Source organism: Streptomyces sp. NPDC053076, assembly GCF_044546845.1.
Taxonomy (GTDB): Bacteria; Actinomycetota; Actinomycetes; order Streptomycetales; family Streptomycetaceae; genus Streptomyces.
Genome location: NZ_JBITZL010000005.1, coordinates 504,708 through 521,146, shown reverse-complemented (window position 1 = coordinate 521,146; position 16,439 = coordinate 504,708). Strand labels below are relative to the sequence as shown.

Genomic DNA, 16,439 nt, shown 5'->3' with positions numbered 1-16,439 from the left:
AACCCCCGTACGTGTGACGGAGTTCGACGCAAGCACGGCTCGGGAAGCTGTGACAGAAGTGTGACGGTGGCCGGATGCTTCTCTTACCCGGCCGTGCCCGGCTAGCGTGGCCGCATGGCACCGATTCCCACTCCGTCAGCGGAGCCCCAGGACAGCCCGGACGGGTACGTCGGTCTCGATGCCGCGCACGCCGAGCGGCTCGCCCGGCAGCGCGGCTGGTCCACGGTGCGGTCGCTGCCACCGGGCGCGATCATCACCATGGAGTACCGGACCGGACGGCTGAACTTCGAGGTGCGGGAGGGCCGGGTGGCCCGCGCCTGGAAGGGATGACGGCCCGTCGTCCGGACGCGTGTACGGCGAGGGCCCCGCTCCCTCCGGGGGAGCGGGGCCCTCGCCGTGGCACGGGGGTGGTGGTGCGTACCGGAAACCCCGTTGCCCTTCCCGCCGTCAGCCGCCTGTCAGGGGGCGGGCCGGCTGGGACGTGCCGCGTGGGACACGGTCGGCGTGCGGCGGGCGCCGGCTGCCCGCCGGCGTGACCGGGCGTTCCGAACGGGCCGTGTGCGTTCCGGGCGCCAGGTGCGCCACGCCCCGGGAGGCCCGGGTCGAGGAGACCGGCTCGCGGGCCGGCGCCGGCTGCTCCGCCGGCGTGATGCGCGGCGTGAGCACGACCGGGGTGACCGGGACGGCGGGCCCGGACACGGGCCGGCCGCGACGGGCGCGCCAGTGGTCGCGCAGGTCGAAGAGCGCGTTCTCGGCCTTGGTCACCAGCGGTTCGCACCAGGGCAGGGCGAGCAGGATCAGCAGGCCGGCGGCCCAGCCCAGCAGCACGTCGCTCAGCCAGTGCGTACCGAGGTAGACGGTGGTGAGGCCGACGCCGAGCGAGGTGACCGCGGAGAGCGCCGACAGCCAGCGGCGAGCTCTCGGGCTGGAGGCCAGATACGCCAGGATTCCCCAGGTCACGACCGCGTTGGCGGTGTGGCCGCTGGGAAATATATCGCCGCCGAGGCCCATCTCGTTCGAGCCGATGATGGTGGCGTAGTGGGGACCGAGGCGTCCCATCCCGAGCTTGGCCGCGCCGACCGTGATGTTCAGCAGCAGCAGGGAGGAGGCCAGGGTCATGAGCGGGCGGAGGGTGTGCTGCCGCCAGGAGCGCCAGCCGAGCCAGGCCGAGACCATCACGGCGGTGGGGCCGCGCTGGCCGAGCACCACGTAGTAGTCGAGGAACGCGTGGATCTGCGGCCACTGCTGGTAGGGCCGGAAGAACATGACCTGCCAGTCCAGCCGGACGAGCCAGGAGGTGGTCACCACGGCCCACACGATCGCCAGGTAGAAAGCCAGGGTCGCCGAGAACAGGACGACCCGGTGCCGGCTCATCCTCGGCACATCGATGTGGGCCGGTCGTTCCGGCTCACGGTCCAGTCTGGCGAACACCCGGTCCAGACGCCGGGTGAGGTTTCGTTCGGTACGCACCCAATCGACGTTACAGCGAGTGAGCTGTGTTCCCGGGCGAAACAGCGGCTTTGTGATGACGATGTGATGTGGGAAAGGTCTCAAGGGTGGGCCGAATTCCCTGGATTCCGCAATCCGGTGAGAGCGCTCGGGTCAATTCCTCTGATCATGCCGGGTGTTGTTTATATGGCGCTTATGAATGCGTTAACCCGGCCCTGGCGTGGAATTCTCCGGGGCGTCATCGGACGGCCGAGTTGATCACGGGGGCCCGGAGCCGTTCAGCCAGAACGCCCCGTAGGCCGCCGCCGCCACCGCCGATCCGGCCGTGACCAGGGCCGATCGGAGTGTGCGCGGCCGGGCCAGGGCGCGGGCGAGCGGCAGCAGGACCGGGAAGGCCGGCATCAGCAGCCGCGGCTTGGAGCCGAAGTAGCTCGACGCGCACAGGGCCAGGGCGAGCACGACGCCCGTGTACACCAGTAGCTCGACCGGCTGACGCTCGCGCACGCCGGTGACGTACAGCCAGATGAGCAGGGCGACGCCGACGATCAGGCCGAGGCCGGCCAGGGCGGACGGAAATGACGTGAACTTGTCGGCCACGAAGCGGGCGAAGGCGTAGCCGCCGTCGAAGCCGTTGCGCCACCCGGCCTGAACGTCCAGGTATCCGAGCGGGCCCTTGCCGGTGCGGTGGCCCACCCAGAACACGTACCCGGCGGCACCGAGCGGAGCGAGCACCATGCCGAGCGCGCGGCGCCGGCGGGGGGCGTGCAGGGGAGGGAGTGCGCCCGGAGTGCGCTTGGCGCTCCGCTCTCGCCCGAACGAGATCACGCCCGCCGTCCACACCGCGGCGACCACCGCCACCCCCACCGGCCGGGTCAGCCCGGCCAGCGCCGCCAGCGCGCCCGCGCTCACCCACCGCCCGGTCAGCACCGCGTACAGCGACCAGGCGGCGAGCGCGGTGAACAGCGACTCGCTGTACGCCATCGACTGCACGATCCCCACCGGCAGCACGGCCCACAGCAGTACGGCACAGACTCCGACCCGGGAGCCGTACACCCGCTCCGCCACCGCGAAGATCCCGGCCGCCGCGGCGAGCGAGGCCAGCAGGCTCACCACGAACCCGGCGTCCGCGTACGACAGCGGGGTGACCGCGTGCAGCAGCCGCTCCAGCCACGGCAGCAGCGGGAAAAACGCCAGGTTGGAGTGGACGTCACCGTTCGGCAGCCGCACCTGGTAGCCGTAGCCCAGCTCGGCGACCCGCGTGTACCAGAGCGAGTCCCAGCGTGCGGTCAGCAGGGTGGACGCGCTCTTGCCGCGCGCGGCGCTCCACACGGCGAGCACGGCCAGCCCCAGGGCACGGACCGCCGCATAGCCCAGGAGGGCCGGAACGGCCCGGCGCAGGAGGGGGGCGCGGGGTGGGGCCACGCGCGTTTCAAGATCGGTCACGGGCTCGATTATCGACGGCGCGGCGGCCGGGACCGCTCGCGGGTCACGGTCGAGGGGAGGTGGCGTGGTGTACGCCACATGGGTTCCGTCGTGCGTGTGAGAGGTCCGCCACGTGACCGCGCGGTGAACTCGCGTACGCTGACGAGTCACCCGCGAGGGCTTGCGCGGGCCGGAGACACCGCTCGCTCCGGCCGTACGACAGGGCGTCCCCACCCCGTCGGTCCGCCCCACGCGAGGGATCATCTGGGAGGTACGTACATGTCCGGGACGACCACGGCTGCCGTACGGCCGCGCCGTCGGGCGGCCCAGGCCGGTGCGAGCCGCTGGGTCGTCCTCGTCGTCCTCTGCGTCAGCCTGCTGCTCGTCGCACTCGACGCGACCGTGCTGCACGTGGCGGTCCCCGCCGTCACCGAGGACCTCAGGCCCGGCGCCATGGAACTGCTCTGGATCGTCGACGTCTATCCACTGGTCTGCGCCTCGCTGCTGATCCTCTTCGGCACACTCGGCGACCGGATCGGCCGCAGACGCGTCCTGCTGCTCGGCTACGCCCTCTTCGGTGTCGCCTCCGCCGCGGCCGCGTGCGCACAGAGCGCCGAGACCCTCATCCTCGCCCGCGCGCTGCTCGGCGTCGGCGGCGCGATGATCATGCCGGCGACCCTGTCGATCCTCCGCCAGGTCTTCCCCGACCGGCGCGAGCGCGCCCTCGCCATAGGCATCTGGAGCGCGGTGGCGGCGGTCGGCGCGGCGGTCGGGCCGCTGCTCGGCGGCTTCCTGCTGGAGCACTTCTGGTGGGGCGCGGTCTTCCTGGTCAACATCCCGCTGATGCTGGTCAGCCTCCCGGTGGGCCGGGTTCTGCTGCCCGAGTCCAGGGGCGACCACAACGGTCCCTGGGACGTGACCGGCGCGCTGATGGCGGCGGGCGGGCTCTTCGGTGTCGTCCTCGGGGTGAAGCGGCTCGGCGGCGGGGAGGCGGTGGCCAGTCCCTTCACCGTGCTTCCGCTGCTGATCGGCGCGGCCCTCCTCTTCTTCTTCGTACGGCGCCAGCGACGGCACCCGCATCCGCTGGTGGACCTGCGGATGTTCGGCCGGCCCGCGTTCAGCACCTCGGTGGGCTGCATCGTGCTGGCCATGCTCGCGCTGGTCGGGCTGGAGCTGATCGCCGCCCAGTACCTGCAACTGGTGCTCGGCCTGTCCCCGCTGCAGACCGGCCTCAGGCTGCTGCCCCTGACCGTCGCGGCCATGGCGGCCGGCCTGGCGGGCGCGCGCATGCTGCGCCGCTTCGGCCCGCGCCGGATGGTGTGTTTCGGCTTCTGCCTGACGGCGGCCGCGGTGCTGACCCTGACGTCGATGGGCGGCACCGCCGACACGACGCTGCTCCTGGCCGGCTTCGTGCTGCTCGGTTTCGGTCTGGAGACCACGCTCTTCGGCGCGTACGAGTCGATGCTCAGCGAGGCCCCGGCCGACCAGGCCGGCGGCGCCGCGGCGATCGGCGAGACCTCGTACCAGCTCGGTGCCGGCATCGGCATCGCGCTGCTGGGCAGCGTGATGAACGGGGCCTACGCCCCGGGGCTGCGCTCGGTGCCGGGCGTGCCGCGGCGCGCGGCGGACGCGGCGGGCCACTCGCTCGGCGAGGCGTACGAGGTCGCCGGCCGGCTCGGCGGCACCACCGGGGCCGCGCTGCGCCGGGCGGCGCGGGACTCCTTCGTGCACGGGCTGCATGTGACGCTGCTGGTGAGCGCGGGGCTGTTGCTGCTGGGCGCGGTGATGGCGCTGCGGCTGCCGTGGGCCATGCAGTGCGGCGAGGAGCCGGCCGGGGGCGAGGTGGGGCTGCCGGCGCCGCGGGAGGCGGAGGCGAAGACCGAGGTGCCGGCCGGGAAGTCGCGGGTTACGGCCTGACCTCCTCTGGACGTGCGGGACACTGCACCGTAACGTCGGCCGGAGAGCCGTAACTAGCGCTGCTAGTTTTGCCGATGTCCCGTGTTCCGGAGGGTGTCCCATGTCCGCGTCCGCGAAGCTGCCCCCGTTCGATGCCGCCGACCCGCTCGGCATCGACGACCTGCTGGAGCCGGAGGACCTGGCCATCCGGGACACCGTGCGCGGCTGGGCGGCCGACCGCGTGCTGCCGTACGTCGCCGACTGGTACGAGAAGGGCGAGCTGCCGCAGATCCGCGACCTCGCGCGCGAGCTCGGCTCGCTCGGCGCCCTCGGGATGTCCCTCACCGGATACGGCTGCGCGGGCGCGACGGCCGTGCAGTACGGGCTGGCCTGTCTCGAGCTGGAGGCGGCCGACTCGGGCATCCGGTCCCTGGTCTCGGTGCAGGGCTCCCTCGCGATGTACGCCATCCACCGGTTCGGCAGCGAGGAGCACAAGCGGGAGTGGCTGCCGCGCATGGCCGCCGGCGAGGTGATCGGCTGCTTCGGGCTGACCGAGCCCGACCACGGCTCCGACCCCGCCGCCATGCGCACCCACGCCAAGCGGGACGGCGGAGGGGACTGGGTGCTGAACGGCCGCAAGATGTGGATCACCAACGGCTCGGTCGCCGGGGTGGCCGTCGTCTGGGCGCGGACCGAGGAGGGCATCCGCGGCTTCGTCGTGCCCACCGACACCCCCGGCTTCTCGGCGCCGGAGATCAAGCACAAGTGGTCCCTGCGCGCCTCCGTGACCAGTGAACTCGTCCTGGACGACGTGCGGCTGCCCGGCACCGCCGTCCTGCCGGAGGTCACCGGGCTGCGCGGACCGCTCAGCTGCCTCTCGCACGCCCGCTACGGCATCGTCTGGGGCGCGATGGGCGCCGCCCGCAGCAGCTTCGAGGCGGCCCTCGACTACGCGAAGTCACGGGAACAGTTCGGGCGGCCCATCGGCGGCTTCCAGCTGACCCAGGCCAAGCTCGCCGACATGGCGGTGGAACTGCACAAGGGGATCCTGCTCGCCCACCACCTCGGGCGCCGGATGGACACCGGCCGCCTGCGTCCCGAGCAGGTCAGCTTCGGCAAGCTCAACAACGTCCGCGAGGCCATCGAGATCTGCCGTACGGCGCGGACGATCCTCGGGGCCAATGGGATCTCCCTGGAGTACCCGGTGATGCGGCACGCGACCAACCTGGAATCGGTGCTCACCTACGAGGGCACCGTGGAAATGCACCAGCTCGTGCTGGGCAAGGCGCTCACCGGGCTCGACGCCTTCCGGTGAGCCCGGTCGGAGGCAGGGCCGGCGGGCGGCCCTGCCTCAGCTCTGGTTGAAGAAGCCGTCCGAGCGGTGCGCGGACGCCTCACCACTGATGATCTCGGTGTCGGCGGGGGTCAGCAGGAACACGCGGTTGGACACGCGGTCGATCGAGCCGCGCAGACCGAAGATGAGCCCCGCCGCGAAGTCCACGACCCGCTTGGCGTCGCCGGGCTCCATGTTGGTGAGGTTCATGATGACCGGGACGCCGTCCCGGAACAGTTCGCCGATGGCGCGGGCGTCCCGGAAGCTGTCCGGGGTGACCGTGCCGATCCGGCGGCCCTTCTCCTCGGCCGTGTCCGTGGCCACCTTCACTCGCGGGTCGGTGACCCAGGCGTCCCCGGGCTCGGTGCCCTCGGAGTAGTCGTCGTCGTAATAGCGCTCGTCATCGTTGTCGTCGACGAGGCCGAGCCATGCACTCGCCTTGCGTACCGATCCCATGGACGCCTCCTCTCACAGCGGTCTTTCTTGCTTTCCGCATCCCTATGGTCATCCATGATGCGGACGGCGCGCCAAGTGGATAGACGCCGCGCGGGGGGTTTGTGACGGTACTGGTGCACAGCGGATCCGTCGAGAGTCCTTGTGCCCCAAGGGACGCGACTCATACGGCTGCTGACTGAGAGTGAAATATGATTGTACGCGGCGGACGGGTGACGCCCGGTGCGTACGGGTGAACGCCAACGTCGTATCACCGTACGGGGGATGTTGTGTTCGGAATCGTGAGGCCCTGTTCTCACCGGCTCGGCGAGAGGCTCAAGGCCGACTGGATGGCGCACTTGTGCGGGCTCTGTCTGGCGCTGCGCCGGGACCACGGCCAGTTCGCACGGGTCGTGACGAACTATGACGGGCTCCTGGTATCGGTTCTGACAGAAGCTCAGACCGGCCTGGTGAGCGGCACACGTCGTACGGCGGGGCCGTGCGCGCTGCGTGGCATGCGGACCGCGTCCGTCGCACAGGGTGAGGGGGCGCGGCTCGCCGCCGCCGTCTCGCTGGTGCTCGCCTCGGCGAAGGTCCGCGACCATGTCGCCGACCGGGACGGACTGCTGGCCCGCGGGCCGGCCGCCGCCGCGGCGCGCCGGGTCGCCGCGGGCTGGGGCCGGGCAGGGGAGCGCGGCGGGGCGGCGGTCGGGTTCGACACCGGCGTCCTGGTCGACGCCGTCGACCGGCAGCTCGGCATCGAGACCCTGGCCGGGCCCGGCACCCCGATCCTGACGATCACCGAGCCGACCGAGACCGCGACCGCCGCGGCCTTCGCGCACACCGCGGTGCTGGCCGGGCGACCGGGCAACGCCGAGCCCCTGGCGGAGGCCGGTCGGCTCTTCGGTCGGCTCGCACATCTGCTGGACGCCGTGGAGGACCGGCGAACTGACGCCCTGTCGGGTGCCTGGAACCCGATCACCGCCACCGGTACGTCCCTCGCCGAGGCGCGCCGGCTCGCCGACGACGCCCTGCACGGCATCCGGCTCGCCCTGCGCGAGGCCGAGTTCCACGACGGCGGGCTCGTCCACCTCCTCCTCGTCCACGAACTGCGGCGCTCGGTGGACCGGGCGTTCGGCACCGCGCCGGTGTGCGCGGTCCATCAGCCGGGAGTGCCGCCGGGGCCGTACGGCGGTGGGCATCCGTACGGCGCCGGTGCCCCTCAGGTGGGCGGCCATCCCTATGCGGGCGGCAATGCCCATACGGGCGGCAATCCCCATGCCGTCGGCAATGCCTATACCGGCGGCAATCCCCCTGGGGATGGCCATCCTTATGCGGGTGGCGGTCATCCGGGTGGAGGTGACGGCTTCGGCGGGGGCGGCGGTGGGTTCGGGGGTGGATTCGGCGGTGGATTCGGGCCCGAGCCCGCCAAGGGCAAGCGCGGTTTCTGGGCGGGCTGCGGGATGTTCTTCGCGCTGTTCTGCTCCTGCAAGATGTGCTGCGCCGAGGAATACGAGGGTCCCTGGTCCCGGAAGAAACGCAGTGGCTGCTGCCAGTGGTGCGACTGTTCCTGCTCGGACGGCTGCGACTGCTGCTGCCCCTGCGACGGTTGTTAGACGCCGCTAATTCTTCAGTTCCGGCGGGCTGATCCGGGACTCCTTGATCGCCGAGCCCGACGTGCCCCACTTCTCGAGAATTCGGTCGTAGGTGCCGTCGGAAAGCAGCTTGTTCACCGCCGCCCGGAAGGCCGGCGCCAGTTTCGAGCCCTTCTTGAAGGCGAAGCCGACGTCCAGGCGGTGGTATTCGTTGAGGAACCTCAGACCCTGCTGGTGCGCGACGGCGTAGCGCAGGCCGTTGATCGTGGACATCACGATGTCGCTGCGGCCCTGCTGGAGAGAGGACCAGACCGCGCTCGGCTCGGCGTACGTCTGCACCTGGTACGCCTTCTTGCCCGCGTCGGTGCACACGTGCTTGTTCTGCTCCAGCGTGGCCTCGAACGTCGTGCCGGCGCTGGTCGCGACGTTCAGGCCGCACAGCTGCTTCAGATCGGTGACCTGGGAGAGCTTGCTGTCCTTGCGGGTGGCGAAGCCCTGGCCGTCGTTGATGTAGGTGACGAAGTCGATGGTCCTGCGGCGCTCGTCCGTGACACCGAAGTTGCTCGCGCCGAAGTCGTACTTGCCGCTGTCCAGGGCGGGCAGGATCGCCTCGAAACTCGCCTGCTCCACCTTCAGTTTGACGCCCAGCACCCCGGCGACCGCCTTGGTGAAGTCGACGTCCTGGCCGGTCAGGGTCGTGCCGTCGCCGAGGTAGGTGGTGCCGGGCGGTGTGCCGCCGACGCTGACCGCGACGGTGAGGCTCGTGGTGCCGGCGGGCAGCAGCCTCGCCGCGGCCTCGTCCTTCCGCACGGCGGAGACGACGTCCGTGGTGGGCACCTCTCCGTTCTTGGCCGCCACTCCGGAGGCGTCCGTACCGCCCGAACCCCCGGTCCCGGAGCCGCAGGCGGTGAGCAGCAGAGCGGCCGACGTGATGGCGGTAAAGGGCATGAAATAGCGATAAAAGGGCGTACGCATCGGTCAGCGGTCTCCTGAAGCGGAAGAACGTGCGGAAACGCGAGGGGAGGGGTGCGCGTGTGAAGGCGGAGAACAGCAAGAGAACGCGCGCAGGACCGCCGCGAGGGCGGGGGCACGCAGGGGGTCAGCTCAACAGGAACAGGACCACACGCGACCGAAGTCGATGTGGGAGCGGGTGACCAGCCACTGCTGCGGATGCATGGGGCAAGTGGAACAGGCATTCGGTTCCGCGTCAACCGACTTGAGATCTACGGCTCACAGTACGGACAGCCTTGACAGCGGACCGAAACGCCCCCGTACTCTCGACGCACGGCCCTGCTGAGGGGCTCGGCCGTATCCGCGCCGCGCGGCGCGTCCGTGTGAAGGCATCACCCCGTATCGACGACTCGCGTCACGGAGCCTTCGCATGTCATCCGACACCCTCGCCAAAGTCCCCACCGCACCGGACATACCCGAGCCGGCGGACGCCCCGCGGATCGTCCCGCAGCGCCGCTACGGCCAGTGGACGGCGGCCGTCGTCGTCCTCGCGCTGCTCGGGTTCGCCGTCAACTCCGTCCTGCGCAACGAGGCGTTCCAATGGGACGTCGTCGCCGAGTACTTCACCTCGGACTCCGTCCTGCGCGGACTGTGGCTCACCCTGTGGCTGACCGCGGTGGTGATGGTCCTCGGTTTCGCCCTCGGCACCCTGCTCGCCGCGCTCCGGCTGTCCGCCAACCCCGTCCTTCGCGCGGTCGGTTGGGGGTACGTGTGGCTGTTCCGGTCCATCCCGATCCTGGTGCAGCTGCTGCTGTGGTTCAACATCGGGGCGCTGTACCCGCAGGTGTTGGGGGTGAAGACCGTCAACCTGCTCAGCCCGGTCGCCGTCGCGATCGTCGGCCTCACCCTGCACGAGGCCGCCTACGCCGCCGAGGTCGTCCGGGGCGGCATCCTCTCCGTCGACCGTGGCCAGATCGAGGCCGCCCAGGCGCTCGGGCTGAGCCGGTGGCGGCGCTGGTGGCGGATCGTGCTGCCGCAGGCGATGCGCTCCATCGTGCCGCCCGCGGGCAACATGCTGATCGGCACCCTCAAGGGCACCTCGATCGTCAGCGTCATCGCCGTCAACGACCTGTTGTTCTCCGCCCAGTTGATCTACCACCGCACGTACCAGGTGATTCCGCTGCTGATGGTCGCCACCCTCTGGTACGCCGTGGTCACCTCGCTGCTCGGCGTCGGCCAGCACTACGTCGAGAAGTACTACGCGCGCGGCACGGAGCGCGCCCGGTGAGGCGGCAACTGGTGATCGTGGGTGCCGGACCGCGGGGGACCGGCATCCTCGAACGCCTCGCCGCCAACGTGCCCGCCCCGTACACCGGTCCGGGCCTCGACATCCACCTGGTCGACCCCCATCCACCGGGCGGCGGACGCATCTGGCGGCAGGCGCAGTCGCCGCTGCTGTGGATGAACTCGCACGCCGAGGACGTCACCATGTTCACCGACGAGACGGTGGCCATGGCCGGCCCGGTGCGCGAGGGCCCGACCCTGCACGAGTGGGCCGGGCTGCACGGCCGTACCTTCGCCGACCGGCAGCTCCAGGGCCGCTATCTGCGCTGGGTGTACGAACGGGCCCTGGCCGAGCTGCCCCCGGAGATCACCGTCCGCCACCACCCGCGGCGGGCCCTGCGGATCGGCGGCCCGCGCGAGGGCCGTCAGCAGGTGTGGCTGGAGGGCCGCCCGCGCCCGCTCCTGGCCGACCTGGTGATCCTCGCCGTGGGCCACCTGGACAGCGACCTCGACCCCGAGCAGGCCCGGCTGAGCGCCTATTCCCGGGAGTTCGGCCTGGTGCACCTGCCGCCCGACTTCACCGCCGACAGCGACCTCTCCGCGCTGAGGGCGGGCGAACCCGTCCTGGTCCGCGGCTTCGGACTCGCCTTCGTCGACCTGATGGTGCTGCTCACCGAGGGGCGCGGCGGACGGTACGAGTCAGGCAGGTACCTCCCCTCGGGGCGGGAGCCGGTGCTGTACGTCGGCTCCCGGCGCGGAGTGCCGTACCACTCGAAGATCGGCTACGACTGGACCGGCGACCGACCGCCGCTGCCCCGCTTCCTCGGCCCCGCCGAGGTGGACGAACTGCGCGCCAGGCCGGGGGGTTTCGACTTCCGGCGCGATGTGTGGCCGCTGGTCGAGAAGGAGCTGGGTTTCGCCCACTACCACCGGCTCCTCACCGCCCACCCCGGGCGTACGACGATGGCCTGGGCCGACTTCGAGGAGAAGTACGCGGCGGCCGGCGACCCGGCCGAGATGCAGGCGCTGGTCGCCGGCGCCGTGCCGGATCCGGCCGACCGGCTCGACCTCGCCGCGCTCGACCGCCCGCTGGACGGAGTGCGGTACGCCTCGCACGACGACTTCCAACGAGCGCTCGGGGATTACATCGAGGCGGACCTGGACCGCAGGCACGATCCTTCGCACAGCCCCGACCTGGCCGTCTTCCTCGGACTGCTCTCCGTCTACGGACAACTGGTGCGGCTCGGGGGCATCGGGCCCTGGTGGCACGGCTTCTTCAGCTACCTGGCGTCCGGACCGCCCGGACCCCGGCTGCGGCAGATGCTCGCGCTGTCCCGGGCCGGCGTGCTCCGCTTCGTCGGGGCCGGCATGGCCGTCACCGCCGAGGACGGGGTGTTCCGGGCCACCAGTCCCACCGTGCCGGGCTTCCGTGTCGAGGCCCGCGCGCTGGTCGAGGCCCGGCTGCCCGAACCCGCCGTCGGGCGCGCCCGCGACAGCCTGCTGCGCGAACTGCACGCCGACGGCGCCGCCGAGACCCCCGACGGGCTGCTCCGGGTGGACCCCGGTGACGGCCGGATCCTCGACCGCGCCGGCCGCCCGCACCCGCGGCGCTTCGCCCTCGGCCCGTACACCGACGCCCGGGCCCCCGGCGCGTTCACCCGCCCGCGCACCGGCGGCCCCGCGTTCCGGCAGAACGACGCGACCGCCCGGGCGGTGCTGTCCTTCCTGACCGCCTCACATGTAAAGGAACCCGCGCGATGAGCGTCATGGTCGACATCCGGTCCGTGCACAAGAGCTTCGGCTCGCTCGACGTCCTCAGGGGCATCGACCTCCAGGTGGCCGCCGGTGAGGTCACCGTCGTGCTCGGCCCCTCCGGCTCGGGCAAGTCCACGCTGCTGCGCACCATCAACCACCTGGAGAAGGTGGACCGGGGCGAGATCAGCGTGGACGGTGCGCTGATGGGATACCGGCGGGCCGGGGACAAGCTGTACGAGCTGCCCGAGCGCGAGGTGTTGCGGCAGCGCACCCGGATCGGGTTCGTCTTCCAGAACTTCAACCTCTTCCCCCACCTCACCGTCCTCGACAACGTCATCGAGGCACCGGTGTCCGCGCTGAAGCGGTCCCGGAGGGAGGTCGTGGAGAGCGCGCACCGGCTGCTGGAGCGGGTCGGGCTCGGCGACAAGGCCGGTGCCTATCCGCGGCAGCTGTCCGGCGGGCAGCAGCAGCGGGTCGCCATCGCGCGGGCGCTCGCGCTGGAGCCGAAGCTGCTGCTGTTCGACGAGCCGACCTCCGCGCTCGATCCCGAGCTGGTGGGGGAGGTGCTGGACGTCATCCGGGACCTGGCGGCGCAGGGCACCACGATGATCGTCGTCACCCATGAGATCGCGTTCGCCAGGGAGGTCGCCGACACCGTGGTGTTCATGGCCGACGGGCGGATCGTGGAGCAGGGACCGCCGGAGGAGGTGCTGGGCGCTCCGCGGGAGGAGCGGACCCGGACGTTCCTGGCGAAGGTGCTGTGAGGGTGCGGGCCGTGGCGCGGGGGTGTGAGGGGAAGCGGTGCCGAGCCGTGGTGCCGGGGTGTGAGGGGAGGCGGTGCCGGGCTGTGGTGCCGGGGTGTGGGGGGAAGCGGTGCCGGGCGGGGCGGCCGGACGGCGTGGCGGAGCAGCCCGGGGTGCCGACGTGAGCGCGCGGTACGGCGGTGGGCTGCTGCATCTCGCCGCCGCTCTCGATCAACCGGGGGTTCCCGACGCCGGCTCCTGCCTCGAACTGGCCCGGCTCGCCGAGCGCGGCGGACTGGACTTCGTGACGCTGGACGACTCCTTCGCCCGCCCGGGGCCCGACGCGCTCGGCGTGCTGTGCCGGGTGGCGCCCGCGACCCGGCGGATCGGTCTGGTGCCGACGGTCGCCACCAGTCACCCCGAGCCCGTCCAGGTGCGGGCTGCCGTGGCCATCCTGGACCGGGTCAGCCGGGGCCGGGCCGGCTGGCGGATCGACATGTCCGCCACCGAGGAGGAGCCCCGGCTCTCCGGCCGCCGGCACGCTTGTCCCGAGCGTTCGGCTCCGCCGGAGCAGGGGGGACCCCGGCCGGCCGGGACGCTCCGGCAGGATGCGGGCGAAGGCACCGAGGTGGCCGGGCATCCGGGGGACAGCCGGGAGAGCGGCGCCGAGATCCGGGACGCGGCCACCGGCCGGTTCCCCGACCGGGACCGGCCGCACCGCGTCGACTTCACCGGCAGTGCCTTCTCGGTCCGGGCTCCGTCGACCGTGCCCCGGCCGCCGCAGGGTCATCCCGTCCGCGTGGTCGACGCCACCGACGACCACGCCCGTACGGTCGCCGCCCGGTACGCGGATGTCGCGCTGGTGCGCGCCACCACCCCGGCGCAGGCCGCCGGCCTCCGGGACCGACTGCGGGAGCAGGCGGGCTCGTTCGGACGGAGCCCGCACTCGTTACGGGTCCTGGTGAGCCTGCTGGTGGATCTCGGCGACGGCGAGCGGGCGGCCCGGCCGGGACACGGCGGGGGTGGTCCGCGGCCCACCGTGCGGGGCCCGCTGTACCGGGGCGGCCCGGTCGACCTCGCGGAGCTGGTGGCCGCCTGGCACGCCGACGGTGTCGCCGACGGCTTCCACCTCATCCCCGTCGAACCGCGCCGCGATCTGGAGCGGCTGGTCAACGGCACGGTGGCGCTGCTCCAGCACCGCGGTCTGTTCCGCACCTTCTATCCGGGCAGCACCCTGCGCGAGCACCTGGGCCTTCCCCGGCCCGTCGACCGGTACGCGGTGAGCGGGGGGACGGCATGACCGTACGGCGGCAACCGCGTCCGCCGACCGTGATCCCGGGCACGGCGGCGACCGCGTCCGCCGACCGTGTTCCCGGGCGCCGGCCACGCCGGGGCAGGGAACGCCGACCACAGAGGAGAGGAAGCGATTTCATGACGACGGACGCGTCCGATGCCTGGAAGCAGTGGCACGAGAAGCGCGTGGAGACGGTCTCGGCGCCCTACGGGCCGCTCGCGCTGACCGCGACGCACTGGATCGAAGAGCATCCGGAGGGTCGACTTCCGGACATTCCCGGGGTCTGGGTGGCCGATAAGGAGGGTGTGGTGCTCACCGCCGCCGAGGCCGACGGCCTGACCGTGGCCGGCCGGTCCTTCTCGGGGGAGGTCAGGCTGGCCGCGGACACCGGTCCGGAGGCCGCGGCGCGGGTCGCACTGGGCGCGAAGCGACTGGTCGTCCTGGTGCGCGAGGGCGTATGGGGGGTACGCGTGTACGACCCCGAGTCCGCGGCCCGGCGCGCCTTCCGGGGCATCGAGGCAACCCCCTACGACCCCCGCTGGTCGCTGCCGGGGCGGTTCACCCCGTACGACGGCACGCGCACCGTCCGGCTCGGCAACGCGGACGGCCGGGCACGCGGGTTCGAGCTCGCCGGCGAACTCACCTTCTCGCTGGCCGGCCAGGAGCACACGCTGAAGGTGGCCCGACAGCGGGACGGGTCGCTGTGGGCGGTGTTCGCCGACGCCACCAGTGGTGACACGACCTTCCGGTTCCGCTTCCTCCTCCCGCCCGCCCCGGACGCCGAAGGGCGCACGACCGTCGACTTCAACCGCGCCCAGCTCCCGCCGTGCGCCTTCGCCGACCACTTCATCTGCCCCTTCCCGGCCCCCGGCAACACGCTGGAGGTACCGATCGAGGCGGGGGAGCGTCACCTGAGCCGACCCGGGCCGGCCTGAGCGATCGGGGCCCGAGAGGTGCCCGGGGTGCGCCGACCTGTACCCGGGGCGCCGGGTCGGCGCCCGCGCACCTTGATGCGTTCGGGTGCTTCCGGTCCGACGGCCGAAAGGCACCCTTGTGCCGACCGGCCGTTCGGCCGAATACTCCCCCCAGCGCTTGTCAGGGGCATGCATATTCGAATTCGGTCGGGTCCCTGGCTGCGCCTCACGGGCCCCGACCCCACGCGGGCCCCCGACTTCCCTTGGAGGGAACGAAACGTGAGGATCAAGCGCACCACTCCCCTCGGCGGCACCGCGAGACGGACCCGGCTGACGGCCGTGGCCACCGGCTTCCTGGCCGCAGCCGCGTTCGCCGCCCCCACCGCGAACGCCAGCGACGCCCCCACGTTCAGCGCCGCCCAGCTCACCAAGGCGAGCGACTCCGTCCTCAAGGCCGACATCCCCGGTACGGCCTGGGCGGTGGACGGCAAGACCAACCGTGTCGTGGTCACCGTCGACAGCACGGTGTCCAAGGCCGAGATCGCCAAGATCAGGCAGCAGGCCGGCGGCAACGCGGGCGCGCTCACCATCAAGCACACCCCCGGCAAGTTCAAGAAGCTGATCACCGGCGGCGACGCCATCTACGGCGGCGCCTACCGCTGCTCGCTCGGCTTCAACGTGCACAGCGGCAGCACCTACTACTTCCTCACCGCCGGCCACTGCGGCGAGGTCGCCTCCACGTGGTACAGCAACTCCAGCAAGACCACGGTGCTCGGCACGAACGTCGGCTACAGCTTCCCGGGCAACGACTTCGCTCTGGTGCGGTACACCAACTCCTCCGTCGCGCACCCGAGCGCGGTGGGCAGCCAGACCATCAGCAGCGCGGCCACCCCGTCCGTGGGGACGACCGTCTACCGGCGCGGTTCCACCACCGGCACGCACAGCGGCCGGGTCACCGCGCTCAACGCCACCGTCAACTACGGCAGCGGTGACGTTGTCTACGGCCTGATCCAGACCACGGTCTGCGCCGAGGGCGGTGACAGCGGCGGTCCGCTCTACGGCGGCAGCGTGGCCTACGGCCTGACCTCCGGCGGCAGCGGCAACTGCTCCTCCGGCGGTACGACCTTCTTCCAGCCGGTGACCGAGGCACTGAGCTACTACGGCGTCACCCTGCCCTGACGGCGAGGCGCTGAGCCGCAGGACGAGGCCACCGTGGGCATGAAGGTCACCGCAGTGGTTCGACCACCCGGGGAGACCTTCTTCCAGCCGGTCACCGAGGCGCTGTCCGGCACGGGAGTCCAGACCGGCTGGCGCTGACCTGATCTTGCTCGAAGCCCCGCCCCGGGTCGTCCGGGGCGGGGCTTCGTCGTC

General features: G+C 71.9%; 14 protein-coding genes. 10 read left to right on the top strand and 4 right to left on the bottom strand.

The window, feature by feature from the left end; translation table 11 throughout:
* The first annotated feature begins 114 nt into the window (after positions 1–114).
* Complete coding sequence (locus ACIGYR_RS23695) at positions 115–330, top strand: I78 family peptidase inhibitor (RefSeq protein ID WP_391844185.1); 216 nt, start codon at positions 115–117, stop codon at positions 328–330.
* 117 nt (positions 331–447) lie between these two features.
* Here the strand turns inward: ACIGYR_RS23695 and ACIGYR_RS23690 are convergent, their stop codons facing one another.
* Both ACIGYR_RS23690 and ACIGYR_RS23685 read right to left on the bottom strand, forming a co-directional pair.
* Positions 448–1,470: a phosphatase PAP2 family protein gene (locus tag ACIGYR_RS23690; protein ID WP_399601270.1), complete on the bottom strand. Its 1,023-nt coding sequence runs from the start codon at positions 1,468–1,470 to the stop codon at positions 448–450.
* Between the two features lie 237 nt (positions 1,471–1,707).
* Complete coding sequence (locus ACIGYR_RS23685) at positions 1,708–2,892, bottom strand: glycosyltransferase family 39 protein (RefSeq protein WP_399601267.1); 1,185 nt, start codon at positions 2,890–2,892, stop codon at positions 1,708–1,710.
* A gap of 258 nt (positions 2,893–3,150) precedes the next feature.
* Here ACIGYR_RS23685 and ACIGYR_RS23680 point away from each other — a divergent pair, with 258 nt between their 5' ends.
* Both ACIGYR_RS23680 and ACIGYR_RS23675 read left to right on the top strand, forming a co-directional pair.
* Positions 3,151–4,788 carry an MFS transporter gene (locus ACIGYR_RS23680; RefSeq protein ID WP_399601264.1) on the top strand — a complete coding sequence of 546 codons (1,638 nt, stop codon included), beginning with the start codon at positions 3,151–3,153 and terminating at the stop codon, positions 4,786–4,788.
* Positions 4,789–4,888: 100 nt separating this feature from the next.
* Positions 4,889–6,082: an acyl-CoA dehydrogenase family protein gene (locus ACIGYR_RS23675; RefSeq protein WP_391844193.1), complete on the top strand. Its 1,194-nt coding sequence runs from the start codon at positions 4,889–4,891 to the stop codon at positions 6,080–6,082.
* Positions 6,083–6,118: 36 nt separating this feature from the next.
* On the opposite strand, the gene ACIGYR_RS23670 is transcribed toward ACIGYR_RS23675, so the two are convergent.
* Positions 6,119–6,556, bottom strand: a complete 438-nt coding sequence (locus ACIGYR_RS23670) for a cell division protein SepF (RefSeq protein ID WP_161291769.1) — start codon at positions 6,554–6,556, stop codon at positions 6,119–6,121.
* Positions 6,557–6,822: 266 nt separating this feature from the next.
* Between ACIGYR_RS23670 and ACIGYR_RS23665 the strand changes: the two genes are divergently transcribed.
* On the top strand, positions 6,823–8,148 hold the full coding sequence (locus ACIGYR_RS23665) for a DUF5685 family protein (protein ID WP_399601259.1): 1,326 nt from the start codon (positions 6,823–6,825) through the stop codon (positions 8,146–8,148).
* A gap of 6 nt (positions 8,149–8,154) precedes the next feature.
* Here ACIGYR_RS23665 and ACIGYR_RS23660 read toward each other — a convergent pair whose 3' ends face one another.
* Positions 8,155–9,075, bottom strand: a complete 921-nt coding sequence (locus ACIGYR_RS23660; RefSeq protein WP_391844197.1) for an ABC transporter substrate-binding protein — start codon at positions 9,073–9,075, stop codon at positions 8,155–8,157.
* A 433-nt stretch (positions 9,076–9,508) separates the two neighbouring features.
* On the opposite strand from ACIGYR_RS23660, the gene ACIGYR_RS23655 reads away from it, so the two are divergent.
* The 6 genes from ACIGYR_RS23655 to ACIGYR_RS23630 all read left to right on the top strand — a co-directional run bounded on the left by ACIGYR_RS23655 (position 9,509) and on the right by ACIGYR_RS23630 (position 16,247).
* Positions 9,509–10,366: an amino acid ABC transporter permease gene (locus ACIGYR_RS23655; RefSeq protein WP_391844199.1), complete on the top strand. Its 858-nt coding sequence runs from the start codon at positions 9,509–9,511 to the stop codon at positions 10,364–10,366.
* The gene (locus ACIGYR_RS23650; protein ID WP_399601255.1) at positions 10,363–12,123 is read left to right on the top strand and encodes an FAD/NAD(P)-binding protein; all 1,761 of its coding nucleotides are present in this window, start codon (positions 10,363–10,365) and stop codon (positions 12,121–12,123) included. Before ACIGYR_RS23655 ends, ACIGYR_RS23650 begins: the two co-directional genes overlap by 4 nt.
* Entirely contained in the window at positions 12,120–12,881 is a 762-nt protein-coding gene (locus ACIGYR_RS23645) for an amino acid ABC transporter ATP-binding protein (RefSeq protein ID WP_391844203.1), read from the top strand. The genes ACIGYR_RS23650 and ACIGYR_RS23645 overlap by 4 nt, the downstream gene beginning before the upstream one ends.
* A gap of 160 nt (positions 12,882–13,041) precedes the next feature.
* The gene (locus ACIGYR_RS23640; RefSeq protein WP_399601252.1) at positions 13,042–14,160 is read left to right on the top strand and encodes an LLM class flavin-dependent oxidoreductase; all 1,119 of its coding nucleotides are present in this window, start codon (positions 13,042–13,044) and stop codon (positions 14,158–14,160) included.
* A gap of 131 nt (positions 14,161–14,291) precedes the next feature.
* The gene (locus ACIGYR_RS23635; RefSeq protein ID WP_399601249.1) at positions 14,292–15,089 is read left to right on the top strand and encodes a DUF1684 domain-containing protein; all 798 of its coding nucleotides are present in this window, start codon (positions 14,292–14,294) and stop codon (positions 15,087–15,089) included.
* A gap of 258 nt (positions 15,090–15,347) precedes the next feature.
* Positions 15,348–16,247 carry a S1 family peptidase gene (locus ACIGYR_RS23630; RefSeq protein ID WP_399601245.1) on the top strand — a complete coding sequence of 300 codons (900 nt, stop codon included), beginning with the start codon at positions 15,348–15,350 and terminating at the stop codon, positions 16,245–16,247.
* Positions 16,248–16,439: the final 192 nt, after the last annotated feature.

What these genes read in the sequence shown, in the direction of transcription:
- ACIGYR_RS23695 (WP_391844185.1), top strand. Translation starts at nt 115, where the DNA reads ATGGCACCGATTCCCACTCCGTCAGCGGAGCCCCAGGACAGCCCGGAC.
- ACIGYR_RS23655 (WP_391844199.1), top strand. Translation starts at nt 9,509, where the DNA reads ATGTCATCCGACACCCTCGCCAAAGTCCCCACCGCACCGGACATACCC.
- ACIGYR_RS23645 (WP_391844203.1), top strand. Translation starts at nt 12,120, where the DNA reads ATGAGCGTCATGGTCGACATCCGGTCCGTGCACAAGAGCTTCGGCTCG.
- ACIGYR_RS23660 (WP_391844197.1), bottom strand. Translation starts at nt 9,075, where the DNA reads ATGCCCTTTACCGCCATCACGTCGGCCGCTCTGCTGCTCACCGCCTGC.
- ACIGYR_RS23680 (WP_399601264.1), top strand. Translation starts at nt 3,151, where the DNA reads ATGTCCGGGACGACCACGGCTGCCGTACGGCCGCGCCGTCGGGCGGCC.
- ACIGYR_RS23670 (WP_161291769.1), bottom strand. Translation starts at nt 6,556, where the DNA reads ATGGGATCGGTACGCAAGGCGAGTGCATGGCTCGGCCTCGTCGACGAC.
- ACIGYR_RS23675 (WP_391844193.1), top strand. Translation starts at nt 4,889, where the DNA reads ATGTCCGCGTCCGCGAAGCTGCCCCCGTTCGATGCCGCCGACCCGCTC.
- ACIGYR_RS23635 (WP_399601249.1), top strand. Translation starts at nt 14,292, where the DNA reads ATGACGACGGACGCGTCCGATGCCTGGAAGCAGTGGCACGAGAAGCGC.